Origin of the sequence: Arthrobacter sp. UYCu712 (genome assembly GCF_040547005.1) — a bacterium.
In the GTDB taxonomy this organism is placed as follows: domain Bacteria; phylum Actinomycetota; class Actinomycetes; order Actinomycetales; family Micrococcaceae; genus Arthrobacter.
This window is the reverse complement of record NZ_JBEPOZ010000004.1, coordinates 223,299-244,310: the sequence shown is the minus strand read 5'-3', so window position 1 is coordinate 244,310 and position 21,012 is coordinate 223,299. Positions and strand designations below refer to the sequence as shown.

General features: G+C 67.9%; 18 protein-coding genes and 1 tRNA gene. 10 read left to right on the top strand and 9 right to left on the bottom strand.

Annotated elements, in window-relative coordinates:
• Positions 1–28: 28 nt before the first annotated feature.
• A tRNA-Leu gene (locus ABIB51_RS06435) sits at positions 29–111 on the top strand.
• 87 nt (positions 112–198) lie between these two features.
• On the opposite strand, the gene ABIB51_RS06430 is transcribed toward ABIB51_RS06435, so the two are convergent.
• From ABIB51_RS06430 to ABIB51_RS06410, 5 genes are all read right to left on the bottom strand, one after another.
• Positions 199–1,731: an AAA family ATPase gene (locus tag ABIB51_RS06430; protein WP_354186591.1), complete on the bottom strand. Its 1,533-nt coding sequence runs from the start codon at positions 1,729–1,731 to the stop codon at positions 199–201.
• An 81-nt stretch (positions 1,732–1,812) separates the two neighbouring features.
• The gene (locus tag ABIB51_RS06425) at positions 1,813–2,274 is read right to left on the bottom strand and encodes a GatB/YqeY domain-containing protein (protein WP_354186589.1); all 462 of its coding nucleotides are present in this window, start codon (positions 2,272–2,274) and stop codon (positions 1,813–1,815) included.
• 220 nt (positions 2,275–2,494) lie between these two features.
• A complete protein-coding gene (locus ABIB51_RS06420) occupies positions 2,495–2,983 on the bottom strand; it encodes a DUF805 domain-containing protein (RefSeq protein WP_354186587.1) in 489 nt (162 codons plus the stop codon).
• 70 nt (positions 2,984–3,053) lie between these two features.
• Positions 3,054–5,243: a 4-alpha-glucanotransferase gene (gene malQ, locus ABIB51_RS06415; RefSeq protein WP_354186585.1), complete on the bottom strand. Its 2,190-nt coding sequence runs from the start codon at positions 5,241–5,243 to the stop codon at positions 3,054–3,056.
• A gap of 9 nt (positions 5,244–5,252) precedes the next feature.
• The gene (locus tag ABIB51_RS06410) at positions 5,253–5,810 is read right to left on the bottom strand and encodes a hemerythrin domain-containing protein (RefSeq protein WP_354186583.1); all 558 of its coding nucleotides are present in this window, start codon (positions 5,808–5,810) and stop codon (positions 5,253–5,255) included.
• Positions 5,811–5,989: 179 nt separating this feature from the next.
• On the opposite strand from ABIB51_RS06410, the gene ABIB51_RS06405 reads away from it, so the two are divergent.
• The 4 genes from ABIB51_RS06405 (at position 5,990) to ABIB51_RS06390 (ending at position 9,418) form a co-directional block, all read left to right on the top strand.
• Entirely contained in the window at positions 5,990–6,343 is a 354-nt protein-coding gene (locus ABIB51_RS06405) for a TraR/DksA family transcriptional regulator (protein WP_354186581.1), read from the top strand.
• Complete coding sequence (locus ABIB51_RS06400; protein ID WP_354186579.1) at positions 6,340–7,110, top strand: M50 family metallopeptidase; 771 nt, start codon at positions 6,340–6,342, stop codon at positions 7,108–7,110. Before ABIB51_RS06405 ends, ABIB51_RS06400 begins: the two co-directional genes overlap by 4 nt.
• Before the next feature lie 9 nt (positions 7,111–7,119).
• On the top strand, positions 7,120–8,226 hold the full coding sequence (locus ABIB51_RS06395) for a glutathione S-transferase family protein (RefSeq protein ID WP_354186577.1): 1,107 nt from the start codon (positions 7,120–7,122) through the stop codon (positions 8,224–8,226).
• Positions 8,227–8,338: 112 nt separating this feature from the next.
• Positions 8,339–9,418, top strand: a complete 1,080-nt coding sequence (locus ABIB51_RS06390) for an FUSC family protein (RefSeq protein ID WP_354186699.1) — start codon at positions 8,339–8,341, stop codon at positions 9,416–9,418.
• Positions 9,419–9,498: 80 nt separating this feature from the next.
• On the opposite strand, the gene ABIB51_RS06385 is transcribed toward ABIB51_RS06390, so the two are convergent.
• The 3 genes from ABIB51_RS06385 to ABIB51_RS06375 are packed head-to-tail and all read right to left on the bottom strand — an operon-like array spanning position 9,499 to position 13,121.
• Positions 9,499–10,407 carry a MaoC family dehydratase gene (locus tag ABIB51_RS06385; RefSeq protein ID WP_354186575.1) on the bottom strand — a complete coding sequence of 303 codons (909 nt, stop codon included), beginning with the start codon at positions 10,405–10,407 and terminating at the stop codon, positions 9,499–9,501.
• The gene (locus ABIB51_RS06380) at positions 10,404–11,744 is read right to left on the bottom strand and encodes a 3-oxoacyl-ACP reductase (protein WP_354186573.1); all 1,341 of its coding nucleotides are present in this window, start codon (positions 11,742–11,744) and stop codon (positions 10,404–10,406) included. Before ABIB51_RS06380 ends, ABIB51_RS06385 begins: the two co-directional genes overlap by 4 nt.
• Positions 11,745–11,753: 9 nt before the next feature.
• Positions 11,754–13,121, bottom strand: coding sequence for an acetyl-CoA C-acetyltransferase (locus ABIB51_RS06375; RefSeq protein WP_354186571.1), 1,368 nt, complete (start codon positions 13,119–13,121; stop codon positions 11,754–11,756).
• Positions 13,122–13,183: 62 nt separating this feature from the next.
• Here ABIB51_RS06375 and ABIB51_RS06370 point away from each other — a divergent pair, with 62 nt between their 5' ends.
• Entirely contained in the window at positions 13,184–13,948 is a 765-nt protein-coding gene (locus ABIB51_RS06370) for a TetR family transcriptional regulator (RefSeq protein WP_354186569.1), read from the top strand.
• Positions 13,945–16,089 (top strand): acyl-CoA dehydrogenase family protein, encoded by a 2,145-nt coding sequence (locus tag ABIB51_RS06365; RefSeq protein ID WP_354186567.1) that lies wholly within the window; start codon positions 13,945–13,947, stop codon positions 16,087–16,089. The genes ABIB51_RS06370 and ABIB51_RS06365 overlap by 4 nt, the downstream gene beginning before the upstream one ends.
• Positions 16,090–16,178: 89 nt before the next feature.
• Here the strand turns inward: ABIB51_RS06365 and glgA are convergent, their stop codons facing one another.
• Entirely contained in the window at positions 16,179–17,384 is a 1,206-nt protein-coding gene (gene glgA / locus ABIB51_RS06360) for a glycogen synthase (protein ID WP_354186565.1), read from the bottom strand.
• 102 nt (positions 17,385–17,486) lie between these two features.
• On the opposite strand from glgA, the gene glgC reads away from it, so the two are divergent.
• From glgC to ABIB51_RS06345, 3 genes are all read left to right on the top strand, one after another.
• Positions 17,487–18,902: a glucose-1-phosphate adenylyltransferase gene (gene glgC / locus ABIB51_RS06355; protein ID WP_502916079.1), complete on the top strand. Its 1,416-nt coding sequence runs from the start codon at positions 17,487–17,489 to the stop codon at positions 18,900–18,902.
• A gap of 67 nt (positions 18,903–18,969) precedes the next feature.
• Complete coding sequence (locus tag ABIB51_RS06350; protein ID WP_502916078.1) at positions 18,970–20,421, top strand: SDR family NAD(P)-dependent oxidoreductase; 1,452 nt, start codon at positions 18,970–18,972, stop codon at positions 20,419–20,421.
• Between the two features lie 109 nt (positions 20,422–20,530).
• Entirely contained in the window at positions 20,531–20,992 is a 462-nt protein-coding gene (locus tag ABIB51_RS06345) for a pyridoxamine 5'-phosphate oxidase family protein (RefSeq protein WP_502916077.1), read from the top strand.
• The last annotated feature ends 20 nt before the right edge of the window (positions 20,993–21,012 follow it).

Here is a 21,012-nt window from a genome sequence, read left to right as displayed (position 1 = left end):
GGCGGAAAACTTCTCCGAAATACCACCTGCGCGGGTGGCGGAATGGCAGACGCGCTAGCTTGAGGTGCTAGTCCTCGAAAGGGGGTGGGGGTTCAAGTCCCCCTCCGCGCACAACAGGAAACGCCCTGGAATCCGAGGATTCCAGGGCGTTTTTTTGTGTCCCGGTTGGGGCCGGCTCCCGTATTCCCGGATGTGGCGCTAGTTCCCGCCGGAGTATGACATGGTGCCGCCGAAGTCCGGACCGCCGGGGAAGGGCCCGCCCGGGAACGGCCCGCCCGGGAACGGCCCGCCCGGGAACGGCCCGCCGAAGCCCGGCCCGCCCGGGAAGGGACCGGCGGGGCCGCCCCCTTCGATGCCTGCGCCGCTGCCGAGAAGGCTCCGGGTGAGCGCCTCGCCGTCGGCCATCAGCCCGTCCACCGCCGCGCCCAGGTGACTGTCCGCGACCGGTAGTCCTTCCAATGCGGCGGCAACAACCGCGCGTCGGACGAGTTCACGGGCGAACGAGGCGGACGTGCCTTCCGTGCGCTGTGCCGCGTCCTCTACCGCACCGGTGCTGAACGGAATCCCGTGGGCGTACAGGTCCACGAGCCGGATGCGTTCGCCCCGGGCCGGGAGGGGAATGTCCACGGCCAGGTCGACCCGCCCGGGCCGCTGCGCCAAGGCGCGTTCGAGCATGTCCACACGGTTGGTGGTGAGGACGAACGCAACGTCGGCGTCGTTATCCAGTCCGTCCATGGCGTCCAGCACCTCAAACAGCAGCGGCTGGGGTCCGTGCCCAAAGCTCCGGTCCTCGGCGATGAGGTCGCAGTCCTCCAGGACCACGATGGAGGGTTGCAAGGCCCGGGCCATCGTTGCAGCCTCCGAGATTCTGGCCAGTGATCCCCCGGACAGCAGGATTGCGGTGGTGCCTTCGCTCTGGCTCAACAAATACTTCACGGTGTGGGTTTTGCCCGTCCCCGGCTTGCCATAGAGCAGGATCCCGCGCTTGAGGTGCTGGCCGTGGCGGTTCAGCGTATCCCGGTGCCTGGCGATACCCAGGGCGTGATCCGACACCTTTTGCAGCAGGCCGTCCGGGAGGATGACATCGGACGCGGCGAGGGCCGGCCGGGCATGGAAGGTCACCCCGGCCGCGCTGGGACCATACTCGCCCATGACCAGGGAAATGACCTGTCCCTTCAGGACACTGCGGTGCTGCATCCGCCGGCGGAACTCGGACAGGAAGCCCGCAGCGTCGGGCGTAGCGCCTGCCAGGACTTCGAGGGAGGCCGACTGCCGCCCGTACCGGGGGATGGCGTCCCGCTGGAGTACCGCGACCGGGGCGCCGCCGAAGCGGAACAGCCACAGCCCCAGGGCGACCGCCTGCCGCTGCTCGTCCGGGCCCACAGCGAGGTTGGTGTAGTCCGGCTGGGACAGCGGGAACTGCGGGTAGAAGCGGGATTGCTGCAACATGTCGCTCAACGACTGGTGGTGGCGCTGGTCTCCCCCGCCGATGCCGACCAACCGGAAACCGGCATCCTCTCCCGCGAGCTCAGCCATCAAAATGTCTGCGTCGACGAACCGGTGCGGCGGAATCTCTTCCACCACCACGGACAGCGTTTCTGCCGGCAGCGCCAGATGCTCCGTGAGCACGGTCAGCACCTGCGTTCCCGCCTTGCCCCGGTGCTGCCCCGACTGTGCAAGCTGCACCAGCTCGGCAAAATTGTCGATGAACTTCCCCAAATTTTCATCCATGCGCAGACCCTACCAGCCGCCCGTGGACAACAGGACCCGCACGCCGTAGCTGTGCGGGTCCTGCGAGGGGGCTGCGGCTGGTTATGCCAGCCGGCTCCGGACAATCTCACTGACGGTCTTGCCGTCGAACCGGCCGGCAACTTTGGCGGTGACAGGTTTCATCACGAGCCCGATCGAGCGCATCGACAGCTCCTGGCCATCCGCCTTCAGTGCGGCGATCGCCTCGTCGACGATCGCCTCGACCTCCTGACGGGTGAGCGCCTTGGGCAGGTATGCCTCGATGATCTCCGCTTCGGCAACCTCTGCCGCGGCCCGGTCCGGCTCGCCCGCTTCGGTGTAGATGCGGGCGGTGTCGCGGCGTTTGGCGGCTTCCTTCTGCAGCAGCGAGGTTACCTGGGCGTCGTCGAGCTCCACAGGGGCTTTGCCGGACTTCTCCCGGGTGCTGATCTCGCCCAGGACATTGCGGACCGTCGTCAGGGCGGTCTTGTTGCCGGCCTTCATATGGGCGACGACGTCTTCTTTCAGGCGCTCTTTCAGCGACATGGTGTTCCTCGTTTCAAAATGGGGTGAACGGGTCCGGGCGGCCGGTTCCCGGCGCCCTGCGGCGACGCGGTGGTGGGCTGCCGGTGTCTCCTCTCCATCATGCAGGAAAAGGCCCCCATCCAGTCCATCCATGGTCCCGGACTATCAGAAGGCCCCGCCGTCAGTGACGGCGGGGCCTTCTGATAGGGCAATTGGTGCCGGCCCGGCGGGCTTGGCGCCGTTAGTGGCTGACTGGCTTGTCGAACCGCTGGCCTGCCGGGTTCGCCGGCAGGATCGTCATGACCAGCACCGCGAGGCCGCCAAGGAACGGCACCAGGACGAGGAGGTACAGCCAGCCGCTGAAGTTGGCGTCGTGAAGGCGCCGCACCGTCAGGGCAATCGAGGGGATGATGGTGGCAAGGCCCCACACCACCATGATGATGATCACCGGAATGGCGCCCGGGCCCGGCATGGTTCCGGAGGCGGTGGTGGTTGCCCCGGCCGCGCCGGCCACTGTGAGGACAATCTGCAGGACGATGCTGATGATGACCGCAATGAGGGTCCACCACCAGTATTCGCTGCGGCTCGCCCGCCCGGAGAACGCGGTGTACTTCTTCCAGAAGCGTTTGACCGCGGCCGGGAGCGGAGCGCCGTAGTACGGGGCCCCCAGCGGGGGCTCACCGGCCTGCCACGCCTGCTGGTGCTGCTGTGGATATTGCGGATAGCTCAAGGAATTCCCCCAGGACGTCGGATTGATAAGACGAGCTCATCGTACGGGCTCAAGAGTACATAATGGCTGTTCAGCGGCCTAAGGTTTCCGAATCCTGCGTACCCGGCCGCAATGATGTCCGGACGGTATTGATAAGGGAACGGAACCGCGGGTTGTCCGGCAGCCCGTCGAGCAGCGCCGGGCCGTCGGGGCCGGCCAGCGGTACGCGCCAGTTTGGATATTGTGTGCTGGTCCCGGGCTGGTTCTGTGTCCGGGTTTCGCCGACCGCATCCACGAGGGCCACGCCCAGCAACGACGACGGCGCCAGCGCTGAAAACGCGTACAGGGCTTCGACCGTGGCCTGCACGTCCGGGCGGCCGCCCTCGGGTCCGGCCGGCAGCAGCCCGCGCTCCCGGACCAGGGCCAGCACGGCTTCCTGTTCGGCGGCGGCCTCGGCGTGTTCCTCCTCGACCGGGCGCTCCAGCAGTCCGAGGGACTCGCGGAGGGTGACGTGTTCACCGGCCAGGTAGCCCGCCGTTGGCGGCAGATCATGGGTGTTGACGCTGGTCAGGCACTGCTGGCGGTACTTTTCGGGCGGGATGGGTCCGGCCGCGTCATGTTCGAACCAGAGAATGGACGTGCCGAAAATTCCCCGTTCCGCGAGGTAGTCCCGGACCCAGGGCTCGAACACCCCAAGGTCCTCCCCGATCACGACCGCCCCGGCCCGCTGCGCTTCCAGGGCGAGGATGCCGATCAGTGCTTCGTGGTCGTAGTAGACGTAGGTGCCTTGCCCCGGGCCCGCTCCGGCCGGGATCCACCACAGGCGGAACAGGCCCAGGATGTGGTCCACTCGGATTCCGCCGGCGTGGCGCAGTACCGTCCGGAGCATGTCGCGGTACGCGGCGTAACCGGATTCCGCGAGACGCCCCGGGTGCCATGGGGGCTGGGTCCAGTTCTGGCCTTGCTGATTGAACATGTCCGGCGGCGCGCCCACGGTGACATTCCGGGCGAGCACTCCCGCTAGCGTCCAGGCATCGGCGCCGCCCTGCTTCACGCCCACGGCGAGATCGTGGATGACGCCGATTTCCATTCCCGACTGCCTGGCGGAACGCTGCGCCGCTTCCAGTTGCCGGTCGCAGCACCACTGCAGCCAGCGGTGGAATTCGATCCGATCGGCGAGCAGGGTCCGCTGCTCGGCGCAGTACGGGGTATCCGGCGCCGACGCCTTCCCGGCCCATTCCGGCGACTCCGGGGGCAACGTCTCGGCCAGCGCGCACCACAGCGCGAAGTCGGCGAGCCCCTGCCCCTCATCGGCACAAAAGTCCGTGAACGCGCGTTCACGGCCCGGTCCCCGACGGACGCGGAACACCAGTTCGAGGGCGGCCAGTTTCGCCGCGTAACTGGCATTGCGGTCCAGCAGCTCCGCGGAGCGGTTGGCGGGGTGTTGCCGGTCTGCGAGCCGCCGGACCTCGGACCGGCCGGCCGGGTCCAGGTACGCGCATTCGGGGATCTCCTCGACCCGGAGGTAGAGCGGGTTGAAGAAGCGCCTGGTGGTGGGCAGGTACGGCGAGTCTTCGACCGGCGGGCGCGGTTCGGCGGCGTGCAAGGGGTTGACCAGCACAAAGCCGGCGCCGTCCTGCCCCGAGATCGCGGCCAGCTCGGCCAGATCGGCGAAGTCACCGATCCCCCAGGACCGGGAGGAACGGACGGAGTAGAGCTGTGCGGTCAGTCCCCAGTTACGTCTGTCCGCGAGCGCCTCGGTGGTGCGGAGCCGGAGCGGTGTGACCACCAGCGGGCAGTCGGTCACGGTGCCGGCCGCGTCCGCCAGCAGCGTGTGCCACCCCAGTGGAAGGCCGGCCGGGACGGCAAACACCGCCCGTCCCGTCAGGACGCCGTCGACGTCGGCGGGCTCGTCCCAGTTCTCCCGCTGCGCGGCCGCATGCCTGCTGCCGTCCTCGGCCTCTATCCAGACGCTGACGTCGCTTCCATGCGGCACATGGACGTTGACGTGGGTCTCCTGCCCTTCCCGGGCGACGACGACGGGCGGCAGGACTCGCCGCCACGGCGCCAGCCGGGACTCGAGCAGCGCCTGTTGCATTTCCCCCGCCCCGTGGCTCGCGACGCCCAGCGCCGCAAGGATACCGTGGAGGGTGCTGTCCCGCACGGAGCGTTCAAGGCCGTCCCAGCCCCAGTATGTGGTCCCTACCCCGTGTGCCGCCGCGAGCTCCCGCAGCAGCCCGGTTTCGAGGTCGGAGTCGTCATCGTGCTTAGCGTCCACCATGGGGCCACTCTAGACGCTGCCCCCGCGCCCGGTGTGGGCTCTGTGCACATGCGTTTCCCCGACCAGTTCGGAGAGGCCTTCAACAGCCTGCGCCAGCGACAGCCCCTCGGATGCTCCGATAAGGGGCATAAGGAGGCGGTCCTCCTTGGCCACATGCGACGCGAACACATGCCTGAGGGCCCCGGCAGCCGATGCTCCAGCGACGCCCGCGGCGCCCCGCAGTTCCTCGACGATGCCCGCGATCGCCTGGTGGTCCGTCAGCATTCCGTCAACGAGCAGTCTGCCCTCGGGCAGTTCCCGGGCACCCGGGTATAGGACGGCCTCTTCGGCGAGCGCATGCGGGACGAGTTCGGTTTCGCACCACTCCACCAGCACCCCGTGCGCATCGTGCTCCGCCACGGTGTCTCCCGCCGTGACGGCGTGCGTGAGCGTGGAAACCAGGGCGTCGAGCCGCCTGCGCATGCCGGCATGATGCTTCTCGACCGCTTCCAGCGCCCCGGCTTCGTCGCGAGCCTCTTTGGCTGCCGGCTCCCCCGGCTCCGTGTTCAGCGGCTTGGACCCGTCCATGTGGCTGCCTCCCTGGACTGACTCAGCAGGCATCAGTCGTCGCACACCTGCTGGTTTTCCCACTGTACGTCCGGGCAGTCCGTGACAGAGGGGCCTTTTGGCCTGACTCCCGTGCGTTGACCCGTGTACGATGATCCGCTCTCGACGCGGCGGCGCGTTCCGCGCTAGCCTTGCAGCCCATGGTCGACGTCGAACGGTTCCGGATGCTCCTCCAGGAGGAACGCGGCCGGAAACTAACCCTCCTCCCCGCGCTCCGGCAGGACATCACCTCGGTGAATGCCGCCCGGCATGACTCCAATGTGGACGATGAACACGATCCGGAGGGGGCGACCATCGCGTTCGAGCTTTCCCAGGCCTCTGCACTGCTGGAGCAAAGCGAGGCCGGCCTGGCGCAGATCGATGCCGCGCTGGCCCGTATCGATGACGGCAGGTACGGTACCTGCGAAGTCTGCGGCGAAGAGATCGCGGAGGGACGCCTTGAGGCCCGGCCGTGGACCCCGTACTGCATCCGCCACACTTCGGGCAGGGCATGACAGGGGACAACCTTGCCGGTGCCTGGTGGGACCGGATCGTCGCGGGCTTCAGCCAGGCTCCCCTCCCCCACGTCACGGGCACCGAGCTCGCCGTCGTGATCCTCCTGGCAATCGCGGTGTCCCTTCCGCGTGTCACCTGGCGCTACTTCGGCCTGCTGGCCACCGTGACGCACGAACTCGGCCACGCCTTCACGGCTCTCATGACCGGCCAGCGGCTCGGCGGGATCCGGTTGCGCCTTGACCACTCCGGGACCACCACGACGTACAGCCGGGGCCGGCTGCCGGCTGTCTGGTCCACGTTTTGGGGCTACCCGGTGCCGGCCGTCGTCGGGGCCGCCATGGTCTGGTGCGGTTTCAACGGCTGGGGTCCCGCGGCAATGTCGGTCGGGACCCTGCTGCTGCTGGCCTCGTTGGTGTTCATCCGCAACGGGATGGGACTGCTGATCACGGTGGCCGCGGTGCTGGCCGCCGCGCTCCTCGTGGTGTTCGTACCGCCGGAATTCAACGGCCACGTCATGATCGTGCTCGGACTGGCCCTCCTGGTTGCCGCCGTCCGGGACCTCGGGAAACTGGCGAACGTCCATCTGCGGCGCCGGGACAGGTTGTCGACGTCGGACGCGTACTTGCTGTTCCGCGCCACCTCCGTACCGGCCGTCGTGTGGATCCTGCTGTTCGCCGCCGTCGTGGCGGGCGCCTGGTGGTTCGCCTGGCAGCCGATGGCGCATGTGCTGGCCGCCCTTCTGGGTCACGGCGTTCCCCCGGCATAGGCTGGGTGCATGAGCCAGACATCCACGAGCACGAGTCCCTCCGGCGCGGGCAGCGGCGCCGCCCATACCGATGACGCCGGGTTCAGCACCCTGGGCGCCTACGTCACCGGCGGAGCGGAGTTCACGAGGGACACCAACTACATCGAGGACCGCATCACGCGGGACGGCACGCCGGGCAGCCACGGCGAACCCGGCTGGCCCGTGGAACCGGGGCGCTACCGGCTGGTCGCTGCCCGCGCCTGCCCCTGGGCCAACCGGACGGTGATCGTGCGACGGCTGCTGGGCCTGGAGGACGTGATCTCGCTCGGGCAGCCCGGCCCCACCCACGACGCACGCTCCTGGACCTTCGACCTCGATCCCGGCGGCAAGGACCCCGTCCTGGGCATCGAGAGAATCCAGGACGCCTACTTCCGCCGGTTCCCGGACTATCCGCGCGGCATCACGGTGCCGGCGGTGGTTGATGTCCCCACCGGCCAGGTGGTCACCAACAACTTCCCGCAGATCACCCTGGACTTCTCCACCGAGTGGACCGCTTACCACCGGCCCGGCGCCCCGGAGCTGTACCCCGAACATCTGCGGGAGGAGATCGACGCGGTCAACAAGCGCGTCTTCACCGAGGTCAACAACGGTGTGTACCGGTGCGGTTTCGCCGGCTCCCAGGAAGCGTACGACGCTGCCTACGATCGACTCTGGGCCGCCCTTGACTGGCTGGAAGAGCGGCTCTCCGGGCAGCGGTACCTTGTGGGCGACACCATCACCGAGGCCGATGTCCGCCTCTTCACCACACTGGCCCGCTTCGACGCGGTCTACCACGGCCATTTCAAGTGCAACCGGCAGAAACTGACCGAAATGCCGGTGCTCTGGGCCTACGCGAGGGACCTGTTCCAGACGCCGGGTTTTGGCGACACCACAGATTTCGTGCAGATCAAGCAGCACTATTACCTGGTCCATGAGGACATCAACCCCACCGGGATTGTCCCGAAGGGGCCGGGGCTGGGCAACTGGCTCAGCGAACACGGCCGCGAGGCGCTCGGCGGCCGGCCCTTCGGCGACGGCACGCCGCCGGGCCCGGTCCGCGCGGGCGAAGAAGTCGCACCGGGACACGGCGCGGCCTGAACATTCGTCCACTTGTAGCACCAATGTCCCGCGCCTAGGGTGAGCCGGGATGAGTACTACAAAAGAAGCGACCGACGCCGGACATCCCCCGCCGTTCCTCCGGCTTTGGGGGATGGTAAAGGGCAGTGTGGGGTCGGCTCTCCTGTGGCCCCGGCTGCAGCTTGCCATGAAGGCGGCGTTCGCCGCGGGCCTGGCCTTCTACATTGCCCCCTTTATGCCCGGCTCCGCGGCCGAGTACCCCTACTACGCCCCGCTTGGCGCGTTGGTCGCCATGTACGAGAACGTTTCCGGCTCTGTGCGCCAGGGGGTGCAGACGCTGGTGGGTCTGGCGTTGGGGATCGGCCTGGCCTTCATGCTCTTCAGCTTCGGCGAACCGAGCCCGCTGACAGTCGCAGTCGTGATGGGCCTGGGGGTCATCCTTGGCGGGCTTCCCCGGATCGGCTCCGGCAGCGACTGGATCCCGACCGCGGCGCTGCTGGTCCTGCTGGTGGGCGGCCACGACCCGGACAAGTTCTCGTTCGGTTACCTGGTCCAGATGGGAGCCGGCGTCACCGTGGGCATCATCGTCAACCTCTTACTCTTCCCGCCGCTGCACTTCAAAGCCGCGGCACTGAGCATCGCGGAGTTGCGCCTGGCGCTTGCCCGGCAGTTGCGGGAGATGAGCAAGGCCCTGGGCGAGAACTGGCCGCCGGAACACGAGGACTGGTCGCGCCGGTCCGAGACCCTCGAAGCCTCGGCCCGCTCCGTGCGCCTGGCGGTGGAGAAGGCGGACGCCAGCCGGCGGGCGAACCCCAGGCGGCGGCTCCATCCGCGGGACATCCAGCAGGACTACCGCAACCTGCGGGACCTGGAACGGGTGACGTTCCACGTGCAGGACGTGACCCAGGTGCTCTCTGACGTCATCTGGGCCGAGGACACCCCGTTCGTTGTGCCGGACGAATACTTGGCACAGCTGGCCGAGGCGATGTCGGCGGTTAGTGACGTGCTGACCTCCGTCGAAGAGGAAAGCATGGAACGGCAGCTGGAGCTGGTCGAGGCGGCCGACACCGCCGTCAAGGAACTGACCCGGCGCATCGGTGCTGAGGAGGCCGCCACTGACGCGCCCAGCGCGGTCGAGTCAATTCTGTTGAGCCTGCACCGGATGCTCCGTGTCGTGAAGACGTCGATGGAAAAGGACAGGGGCCAGGATTAACGTACGACGGCGGCGGCCGCCCCTACTCTCTGGGGCCGCCACCGCCGTCACCGCCGTCGTCGACGGGTCAGTGCGACGCGCTACAGGGCCGCCACTGACCCGCTGAAGTGCTTGCGGCCGGAACGCGCGTTCCAGGCGACGTAGTCCGAGCGTCGCCAGCCGCGGTGGTCCTGGCCGGTACTGATATCCAGGGCCACGCGGGCGGGCAGGAAGACGGGAGCCTCGAAGGCGACGTCCCAGCGGAATGCTTCCCCCTTGGCGGCACCCACATCCGCCAGCGCCCTCGAAGCGAGGTACATTCCATGCGCGATCGACCTCCGCAGTCCCAGCGCCTTGGCCGAGAGGACGCTCAAGTGGATCGGGTTGAAATCCCCAGACACTGCGGCGTAGGCCCGTCCTGTATCCACGCCCAGTTGCCAGATCGCCGTCGGGTCCGGCGTCGAGAAGTGCACCGGCGCAGAGGGCGCCGAGGATTTGTCGATTCCGGGCAGGAACACCCCCTTCGCCAGGTACGTCGAGACACCACGCCAGCGGAGGGCATTGTCGCCTGCCCCACGCACCTCGGCCACGAGATCCAGCTGCGTGCCGGCGCGGTGGCAGCGGAGGTTTTCCGCCCAGGCGCTGACGTCCACGGCCTCGGTGAAGAGCACGGGAGCGGTCTGCACCACGTGGTTGCCAAGGTGGATCATGCCAAGCAGGGGCAGCGGGAAGTCATCGCGGTTCATCACGCTCATGGCCAGCGGGAACGCCAGCGTATGGATGAAGCCGGCCGGGAGGGTGTCGCTCGCGGTCTCGCCGACGAGGTGCTGGTACGCCGTGAGGTTTTCCACCCCTGCCCTCACGCCCCGCACCTCATGGCTGCCGTCCGGAAGGGCCGTGCCCGTATGGGTGCCCATTACCCGCCGCCGGGCCGCCGTTGCTGCCGCATTCACGTACAGCTTCGACAACGATGGCATCTCGCCGAGGATGAGTGGTTGGGAGCCGGTCATGCCCCCACCAGGTTCTGCCCGCACACGCGCAGCACGTCGCCGGAGATCCCTCCGGCCGCGTCGCTGGCCAGGAACGCGATGGCCTCGGCCACGTCTCCGGGCTGGCCGCCCTGCTGCAGCGAGTTCAGCCGCCGGGCCACCTCGCGGGTGGCGAACGGGATCCGGGCCGTCATCTCGGTCTCGATGAAACCCGGGGCCACGGCGTTGATGGAGCCCCCGTGCACGGCGATCAGCGGAGCCGTGGAACGGACCATGCCCATGACGCCGCCCTTGGACGCCGCATAGTTGGTCTGGCCGCGGTTGCCGGCGATCCCGCTGGTGGAGGCCACCGACACGATCCGGGGCGAATTCCGGAAATGCTCGGACGCCAGCAGCGCGTCGTTGATGCGCAGCTGGGCCGCAATGTTGACGTTGATGACCGAGTTCCAGCGGCCCTGGTCCATGTTCGCGAGCAGCTTGTCCCGGGTGATGCCGGCGTTGTGGATCACGATGTCGAGCCGGCCGTGCCGCTGGACTGCATGCTCGATGATCCGCTGGCCCGCATCCGCACGGCTGATGTCGAGCTGCAGCGCCGTGCCGCGCACGTCGTTGGCGACCTTGGCGAGGTGGTCCCCGGCTGCCGGGATGTCCACCACCACCAGGGTGGCGCCATCCCGGTGCAGGGTCCGCGCAATCGCCGCGCCGATTCCGCGTGCGGCTCCGGTCACGACGGCGACCTTGCCGGCCAGCGGCTTCTCGACGTCGGCGGGCAGCTGACCGGCGCCGGAACCTACGGTGAGGAACTGCCCGTCCACGAACGCGGAGCGGCCGGAGAGGAAGAACCGCAGCGCGCCCAGGCTGCTGGGGCTCGTGGTGCCCGCGCCGTTCCCGAGGATGATGCCGTTGCCGGTGGCACCGGCGCGGAGTTCCTTGGCGAGCGATCGCAGCAGGCCGTCGACGCCCTGGCGGGCCGCGGCCACCGCGGGATCGGTGGTGTCCGAGGCGGCACGGGAGACGGTGATGACGCGGGAGTTGGGCGCCAGGTCCCGCAGCGACGTGGCGGCCGTGAGGACTGGCTTCTCCAGGTCCTCGGGGCCGGTGAGCCCGTCCAGGACCAGGATGATGGCGCCGAGCCTTTCCTTCGGCACCGCATGCCGCCGGACATCCAGGTTCCAGGACAGGAGGGTGGAGGCCAGGTCCTCGGCGCCGGTTCCGGTGCCCTGGACCAGTACCGGACCGTCAATGAGCGGCTGGCCCGGCTTATGGCGCCGGAGTTCCACGGGCTGCGGCAGGCCGAGTTTCCGCGCGATGTCCTTGCCCAGGCCACGGCTCACCAGCTGGGTGTATTTGTCGGTCATCGGATCCCCCTAGTTCGCTTCAAGAAGAGCAACGACGCCCTGGCCGCCTGCGGCGCAGATCGAAATCAGTCCGCGGGCCGGACGGCCGTCAACGGGGCCCGTGGCGTGCAGCAGCTTCGCGAGGGAGGCGACGATCCGTCCGCCCGTGGCCGCGAAGGGGTGGCCGGCGGCGAGCGAGGAGCCGTTGACGTTGAGCCGGGTCCGGTCGATGCTGCCGAAGGCACCCTCGAGTCCGAGACGGGTGCGGCCGAATTCCTCGTCCTCCCAGGCGGCCAGGGTGCTGAGTACGGTGCCGGCAAAAGCCTCGTGGATCTCGAAGAAGTCGATGTCATCGAGCGTGAGTCCGTTGCGGGCGAGCAGACGCGGCACGGCGAAGGCGGGAGCCATCAGGAGCCCGTCCTTGCCGTGCACAAAGTCCACGGCCGCCGCTTCGCCGTCAACGACGGTGGCCAGCTTGGGCAGATCGTGGGCGTCAGCCCATTCCTCGGAGGCGAGCAGCACGGTGGAGGCGCCGTCGGTGAGGGGGGTGGAGTTCCCGGCGGTCATGGTGGCCGCGGCGCCCAGGTTTTTGCCGAACACCGGTTTGAGCGTGGCCAGCTTCGCAAGGCTGGTGTCGGCGCGCAGGTTGGAGTCCTTCGTGAGGCCGCGGTAGGGAGTGAGCAGGTCGTCGAAGAAGCCCGCGTCGTAAGCGGCGGCAAGGTTCCGGTGGCTGTTGTACGCCAGTTCGTCCTGCGCCTCCCGGGTGATCTTCCACTGGGCGGTGGTGAGCGCCTGGTGCTCGCCCATCGACAACCCGGTGCGCGGTTCGCCGGTGTTCGGGGCATCCGGGGCGAGGTCCCTGGGCCGGAGGCGGCTGAGGACCTGGAGCCGCTGCGGCAGCGTCTTGGCGCGGTTGAGGTCCAGCAGGACTTCACGGAGTCCCTCGCTCACGGCGATCGGTGCATCCGAGGCCGAGTCGACGCCGCCGGCGATTGCGGAGTCGATCTGGCCGAGTTTAATCTTGTTGGCGAGGCCAAGAACCGTTTCCAGCCCGGTCGCGCAGGCCTGCTGCAGGTCATAGGCCGGGGTCTCGGCGGAGAGCGCCGAGCCAAGCACGGCCTCACGCGTGAGGTTGAAATCGCGGGAGTGCTTCAGCACGGCGCCCGCTGCCACTTCGCCGATGCGTTCGTCCTGCAGGCCGAACCGGGCGATCAGGCCGTCCAGGGCCGCAGTGAGCATGTCCTGGTTGGAGGACTTGGTGTAGGCGCCTCCGGTCCGGGCGAAGGGAATCCGGTTGCCACCGACCACCACTGCTTTGCGGAGGCGCGGGGCTGCTGCCGGAGCGGCGGACGGGGTCGAATCCTTGAGCCCGGGTGCGGACTCTCCGTGGACGGACATGGCTGTCTCCTTCAGATCAAAGCGGGTTACCGATACCCAGCGTACCTGATACGCTGGGTATCGTGAATAACCACGCTGAGCTTCCCAACTCCGGCGCTGCCGATAGCAGCCCGTCAGCCGTGGACGGCCGCGCCTCCCGCTGGCAGTCGCACCGCGAGGAGCGGCGTCGGGAACTGATCAAGTCCGCCCGCAGGGCCGTCCATGCGCTCGGCAGCGATGCCTCCATGGAGGAGATTGCCGCCGCGGCCGGCACCTCGAAGTCGGTGTTCTACCGCTATTTCGGGGACAAGGCCGGGCTCCAGCAGGCGGTGGGCGAAGTGGTGCTGAGCCAGATGCAGCGGCGCATCCAGGAGGCAGCCCAGAGCGCCCCGACGCCCCGCCAAGGACTGTTCGCCATGGTCTCCGCGTACCTGCAGATGGCCGAAACCAGCCCCAACGTCTATGCCTTCGTGACCCGCTACGCGCCCGGCGAAGCGGGCACCGCGAACGGGTCGATCGCAACGGCCGGGGCACTGGGGCACTTTTTCGCCGCCATCAGCGACATGATCGCCCGGCCCATGCGCAGCCACCTGGCCCCCTCCGCCGGACGGGAAGCCGTGATCGGCTACTGGCCCAATGCCGCGATCGGGCTGGTCCGGAACGCCGGCGAACAATGGCTGGCCAGCCCGGCGTCCCCCGGCAAACCCGATCAAGAGGCGATGGCTCGCCAGATTACCGACTGGTTGTGCCTCGGGCTCGCACCCGAGCTCCGGAACATCGAACCCAAGACTTCAGACCCGACCTCGTCGGAGCCACCACTGTCAGAACCAAAGAAGGAATCGACATGACTGAACTAGCGGACCGCACCACCGGAATCCCCGCCGGCAACGCCAGCCGGACCAGCCCGGCCCCGTCCCCGCAGGCAGCCACACCGGCCGCGGCGGCAGGAACCGCGGCCGTCGACGTTGCGGCCCTTGGCGAGCTGCTGCTGGGAAAGTGGGCCGACACCCGGCTGAAGTCCAGGGCCCTGGCCGGCCGTCCGGAACTGTACAAGACCGAGGGCCTGACCCACACCGAACACCGCAAGCGCGCCTTCGGCCAGCTCCGGATCCTGGTAGACAACGGCGCCGTGCACCGCGCCTTCCCGACGTCCGTGGGCGGCGCGGATGATCACGGCGGCAACGTGGCCGGTTTCCAGGAACTCGTTATCGCCGACCCCTCGCTGCAGATCAAGGCCGGCGTCCAGTGGGGACTGTTCGGCTCCGCCGTGAACCACCTGGGCACCGCGGAACACCACGAGAAGTGGCTGCCCGGCATTATGAGCCTGGACATCCCGGGCTGCTTCGCCATGACCGAAACGGGGCACGGCTCGGACGTGGCCAGCATTGCCACCACGGCCACCTACGACCCCGCAAGCGGGGAATTTGTGGTGCACACACCCTTCCGGGCCGCCTGGAAGGACTACATCGGCAACGCCGCCGCCGACGGCCTGGCCGCCGTCGTGTTCGCCCAGCTGGTGACCAAGGGCGTCAACCACGGCGTCCATGCGTTCTATATGGACCTCCGGGATCCCGGGACCAAGGAGTTCCTGCCGGGCATCGGCGGCGAGGATGACGGCGTCAAGGGCGGCCTGAACGGCATCGACAACGGCCGGCTGCACTTCACCCGGGTCCGGATCCCGCGCACCAACCTGCTGAACCGCTACGGGAACGTGGCTGCTGACGGCAGCTACAGCTCCCCCATCCCCAGCCCGGGCCGCCGCTTCTTCACCATGCTCGGAACCCTGGTCCAGGGCCGGGTCTCCCTCGACGGCGCCGCCGTGACGGCCTCGAAACTGGCCCTGAAAACGGCCATCCAGTACGCCACGGAACGCCGGCAGTTCAACGCCTCCTCGCAGACCGATGAGGAAGTGCTGCTGGACTACCAGCGGCACCAGCGCAGGCTGTTCACCCGGCTCGCCACGACGTACGCCGCGAGCTTCGCCAGCGAGCAGCTGCTGCAGAAGTTCGACGACGTCTTCTCCGGCCGCAGCGACACCGACGAGGACCGCCAGGACCTCGAGACCCTCGCCGCGGCCCTCAAACCGCTCAGCACCTGGCACGCCCTGGACACTCTGCAGGAATGCCGCGAAGCCTGCGGCGGCGCCGGCTTCCTGATCGAGAACCGGTTTGCCTCGCTGCGCGCCGACCTCGACGTCTACGCCACCTTCGAAGGCGACAATACGGTCCTGCTGCAGCTGGTCGCCAAGCGCCTGCTGGCCGACTACGCCAAGGAATTCCGTTCCGTGAACTTCGGTGTGCTGGCCCGCTATGTCGTGGGCCAGGCCACCGGTGTCGCGATCCACCGCACCGGCCTGCGCGGCGTCGCCCAGTTCGTTGCCGACTCCGGGTCAGTGCAGAAAGCGGCCCTGGCGATCAAGGACGAATCCAGCCAGCGGACCCTGCTGACGGACCGCGTCCAGACCATGGTCGCCGAGGTCGCCGCCGCCCTGAAGGGTGCCAACAAGCTGCCCCAGCACCAGGGTGCCGCGCTGTTCAACAGCCACCAGAACGAACTCATCGAAGCAGCGCAGGCGCATGCCGAACTGCTGCAGTGGGAGGCCTTCACCGAAGCCCTTGGCAAGGTCACGGACCCGGGCACCAAAGTGGTCCTCACGTGGCTAAGGGACCTCTTCGGCCTGTCCCTGATCGAGAAGAACCTGTCCTGGTACCTCATGAACGGCCGGCTCTCCATGCAGCGCGGGCGCACCGTGGGTGAATACATCAACCGGCTCCTGGTGAAAATCCGCCCGCACGCCCTGGATCTGGTCGACGCCTTCGGCTTCGGCCCCGAGCACCTCCGGGCCGAAATCGCCACCGGCGCGGAGAAGCTCCGCCAGGATGAGGCCCGGGCCTACTTCCGCCGGCAGCGCGCCAGCGGCCAGGCACCCGTGGACGAGAAGATCCTGCTGGCCCGCACTGCCCGCGACAATAAGGCGTCCCGGGGCTGACGGGCCTGCCGCCCAACAACCGCCCGAACGACGACGGCGCCGCCCCTGAGCCGGGGCGGCGCCGTCGTCGTCTGCTGTAGAAGGGGACGTCAGGAACCCTGCGGGAGCACCGAGCGGTACACCTCGAGGGTGGTCTCGGTAATGGATTCCCAGGAGAAATGCTCCTCCGCGCGGCGCCGGCCGGCCACGCCCATGGCACGCGCCCGCTCGGGATCGGTCACGACCTCGGTGAGCGCGGCGGCAAATTCGGTGACGAATTTCTCCGGGTCCAGCGGGATGCCCGTGCCGTCCGTGACCTGCTCGATGGGGACCAGCAGCCCGGTCTCGCCGTGCTGGACCACTTCGGGGATGCCGCCGGTGGCGCTGGCCACGACGGCGGCGCCACAGGCCATTGCCTCCAGGTTCACGATGCCCAGCGGCTCGTAAATGGACGGGCACGCGAACGCGGTCGCGTGGCTGAGCACCTGGATCACCTCGTTGCGCGGCAGCATCCGCTCAATGAGGATGACGCCGCTGCGCTGGCTCTGCAGTTCCTCGATCAGGCGGGCCGTTTCGGCAGCAAGCTCGGGGGTGTCCGCCGCACCCAGGCAAAGGACCAGCTGGACGTCGGCCGGCAGCTTCGCGGCGGCCCGCAGCAGGTACGGGACGCCCTTCTGCCGGGTGTTCCGGCCCACGAAGACCACGCTCGGGCGCTCCGGATCGATGCCAAGGCCGCGGATGATGTCGTCACCCTCGTCCCGGTTCCACTGGCTCACGTCGATGCCGTTGTGGACCACCTTGACCTTGCCCGGGTCGACGTCAGGGTAGCTGCGCAGGATGTCCTGACGCATGCCCTCCGACACGGCGATGATCGCGGCGGCGGACTCGTAGGCGGTTTTTTCCACCCAGGAGGACACGGCGTAGCCGCCACCGAGCTGTTCGGCCTTCCATGGTCGCAGCGGCTCCAGGCTGTGCGCGCTGAGCACATGGGGGATCCCGTGCAGCAGCGAGGCGATATGCCCGGCCATGTTGGCGTACCAGGTATGCGAGTGCACAAGGTCCGCCCCGGCGATGTCCGGGACGATCCGGACATCCACGCCCAGGGTCTGCATGGCGGCGTTCACCCCGCCCAGGTCCTCGGGCACCGCGTAGGACGTGACGGTCGCTCCGTGGTAGTCGGGTTCACGCGGCGCACCGAAGGCCCGAACCTGCAGCTCCACGTGTTTGGCCAGCACCCGGCTGAGCTCGGCCACATGGACTCCGGCGCCGCCATAGATTTCGGGCGGGAATTCTTTAGTCACAATGTCTATTCGCACAAAATCCAAGGTAGTCGTTACGGTGGAACTGATCTAGTGTGAAGACGTCCGGGCGTGCCGGATATTTTTGGGGAGAAACAAGGGCGTTCAGGAGCGATCACTATGCCGCATCAAAAGAAGGTCTTGGCAATTGTCCTCGCAGGTGGCGAGGGGAACCGGCTCATGCCGTTGACGGCGGACCGGGCCAAGCCCGCTGTCCCGTTTGCGGGCAGCTACCGGCTCATCGACTTTGCTTTATCGAACCTGGTCAATTCCCGATACCTGCAGATCGTCGTCCTGACGCAATACAAGTCCCACAGCCTCGACCGGCACATCTCCGAAACCTGGCGGATGTCCACCCAGCTGGGCAACTACGTCGCCTCCGTCCCGGCACAGCAGCGCGTGGGCAAGAGCTGGTTCCTCGGCAGCGCCAACGCCATCTACCAGTCGCTCAACCTGATCCATGACGCCAACCCGGACATCGTGGTGGTGGTCGGCGCGGACCACGTTTACCGCATGGACTTCGCCCAGATGGTGGCCCAGCATGTCGCCAGCGGCGCCAAGGCCAGCGTCGCCGCCGTCCGCCAGCCGCTGAGCATGGCCGACCAGTTCGGCGTCATCGAAGTCGACCGGGACGATCCAACAAAGATCGCCGCGTTCGTCGAGAAGCCGTCCTCCACGCCCGGCCTGGCTGCCGACCCCACCCAGTTCCTGGCCTCCATGGGAAACTACGTCTTCGACGCCGACGCCCTCGTCGAGGCACTGCACGTCGACGCCGAACGCCTCGACACCAAGCACGATATGGGCGGGGACATCATCCCCTACTTCGTCAACAAGGGTGAGGCCGGGGTCTACGATTTCACCCTCAACGACATTCCGGGATCCACCGAACGCGACCGCACCTACTGGCGCGACGTCGGGACCATCGATTCGTTCTACGACGCCCACATGGACCTCATCTCGCCTGTACCGGTGTTCAATCTTTACAACTCGGAATGGCCGATCTACACGCGGCAGAGCATTTCACCTCCCGCAAAGTTCGTCCGCGGCCAGGGCAACACAGTCGGCTCGGCGCTGGATTCGATCGTCGCGAGCGGGACAGTGATCTCCGGCGGCATCGTGGAGGGCTCGGTACTCTCCAATGACGTCTATATCGGTACATCCAGCCGCGTGCTCGATTCCGTGCTGATGGACAAGGTTGAAATCGGTGCCGGTGCCGTCGTCAAGCGCGCAATCATCGACAAAAACGTCAAGGTGCCGGCAGGCGCCGCGATCGGCCTCGATGCTGACCTTGACCGGGCCCGCGGCTTCAAGGTCACGGACTCAGGCATCACGGTGCTGTCCAAGGGAGCGCAAGTCCCTGAGCCCGGCGACGCGGAGCGCGCCTTGTCGGCCGCCAACCTGATCCTCGTACCGGATGCGGTCAAGGCCGCCACGGAGAAGTGGACCGAGCTGCGGGAATCGGTGGACAAGGTCGTCGCCGTCCAGGCCGCCGCCGTCGGCGTCAACACGCCCGGCTCGGGGTCAGCCGAGCCGTAACGCCCCGGGAGGCCGGTACCGCCGGTGGCGGCGGGCCGGGCTCCCCGCAGGCTGTAAAATTGGGGCAATGAGCTCCATCGATCTGACTCCTGAGGAAATCCAGGCCTGCCTCAAGGTCTTGAACAGCATCCATATCTACGACGAGGAGCACCCGGACTACGTGTCCGTGCGCCGCGCCACCGGCAAGATGTTCAAGGCCGTCAAGCGGCACCGCCGGGTCGCCAAACGGGACCTGATCGCCGACGCCGACCGCGCGGTCATCGCCCAGACCGCGACGGCGGCCCCGGACCGGATCGACGACGAAACGCGAGGCAACAAGCTCGCGCCGTCCGCGACGGGAGAGATCGCCGGGCACCTGATCAAGTCACGTCCCTGCTACATCTGCAAGCAGCATTTCACCCAGGTCGATGCCTTCTACCATCAGCTTTGTCCCGAGTGCGCCGAGTTCAGCCACAGCAAGCGGGATGCCCGCACGGACCTCACCGGACGCCGTGCGCTCCTCACCGGCGGCCGGGCGAAGATCGGCATGTACATCGCGCTCCGGCTGCTGCGCGACGGCGCACACACCACCATTACCACCCGTTTCCCCAAGGACGCTGCCCGCCGTTTCGCCGCCATGGAGGACAGCGGCGACTGGCTGCACCGGCTCCGGATCGTCGGGATCGACCTCCGCGATCCGTCCCAGGTGATGGCTTTGACGGATTCGCTGGATGCTGCCGGGCCGCTCGACATCATCATCAACAACGCGGCCCAGACCGTGCGCCGCTCCGGCAACGCCTACAAGCCCCTGGTCGACGCCGAGGACGAGCCGCTGCCCGCTGCCCTGCAGGCCGCCAACGGCGGACCCGAGCTCGTCACCTTCGGCCACGCACACGACAAGCACCCGCTGGCGCTGGCGAGCACCGTGCTGGAGCACCCTGTGCTCGCCGGTGACGCCATCACCTCGCTGGCTTTGTCGACCGGTTCGGCCTCGCTGGAGCGCATCTCGGCGGGCACCGCGATCGACGCGGGCGGGCTGGTTCCGGACCTGGCCGCCATGAACAGCTGGACCCAGGTGGTGGACGAGGTGGACCCGCTCGAAATGCTTGAAGTGCAGCTCTGCAACGTCACGGCGCCGTTCCTGCTGGTCAGCCGGTTGCGCGGGGCCATGAAACGGTCCACCGCGAAGCGCAAGTACATCGTGAACGTCAGCGCGATGGAGGGCCAGTTCTCCCGTGCCTACAAAGGCCCCGGACACCCGCACACCAACATGGCCAAGGCCGCGCTGAACATGATGACGCGGACCAGCGCCCAGGAAATGCTGGACGCGGACGGCATCCTGATGACCGCCGTCGACACCGGCTGGATCACCGACGAACGCCCGCACTTCACCAAGGTCCGGCTGATGGAGGAAGGTTTCCACGCCCCCCTGGACCTCGTCGACGGCGCCGCCCGGGTGTACGATCCGATCGTCATGGGCGAGTCCGGCGAGGACCAGTTCGGGGTTTTCCTCAAGGATTACAAGCCCAGCCCCTGGTAACCGCTCCCCCGGGGGGCTGCCGGGCCGGACCCCGATGCCGCACGCGCTCCGCGGGCCTTATGGCCCTGCCGGGCCGGCCGCCCAGTCCGTAGCGTGGGCGGCTATGAACATGAGCCAAACGCCGCCTGAGGGCCAGCTGTCCATCGACCAATGCTGGGCCCTGCTGGGCACCGAGGTCCTGGGACGGATCGCCTTGATCGTGGATGGCCATCCGGAGATCTTTCCGGTCAACTTTGTCCTGGACCGCCGGGCAATTGTGTTCCGCACCGGTGGCGGCACCAAGCTCTGGGGTGCCATGACCGCCAAACCCGCAGCCTTCGAAATCGACGGCTACGACGTTCACGAGGAAACTGCCTGGAGCGTCATGGCGCGCGGCGAGATCGAACTGATCGAAAGCGAGGAACACCAACGCACCGTCGATGCCCTGCTGCTTGAGCCGTGGCAACCGGGCGACAAAAACCACTACGTCCGGCTCGCACCAAAGGCATTGACCGGCCGGCGTTTCAAGGTCAGCCAGCCCGACCTTTGGACCACGCGTCCCGCCGATCCGCGCCGGGCCTCCTTCGAGTAGCGGCCCGGGGCTGACTTTCC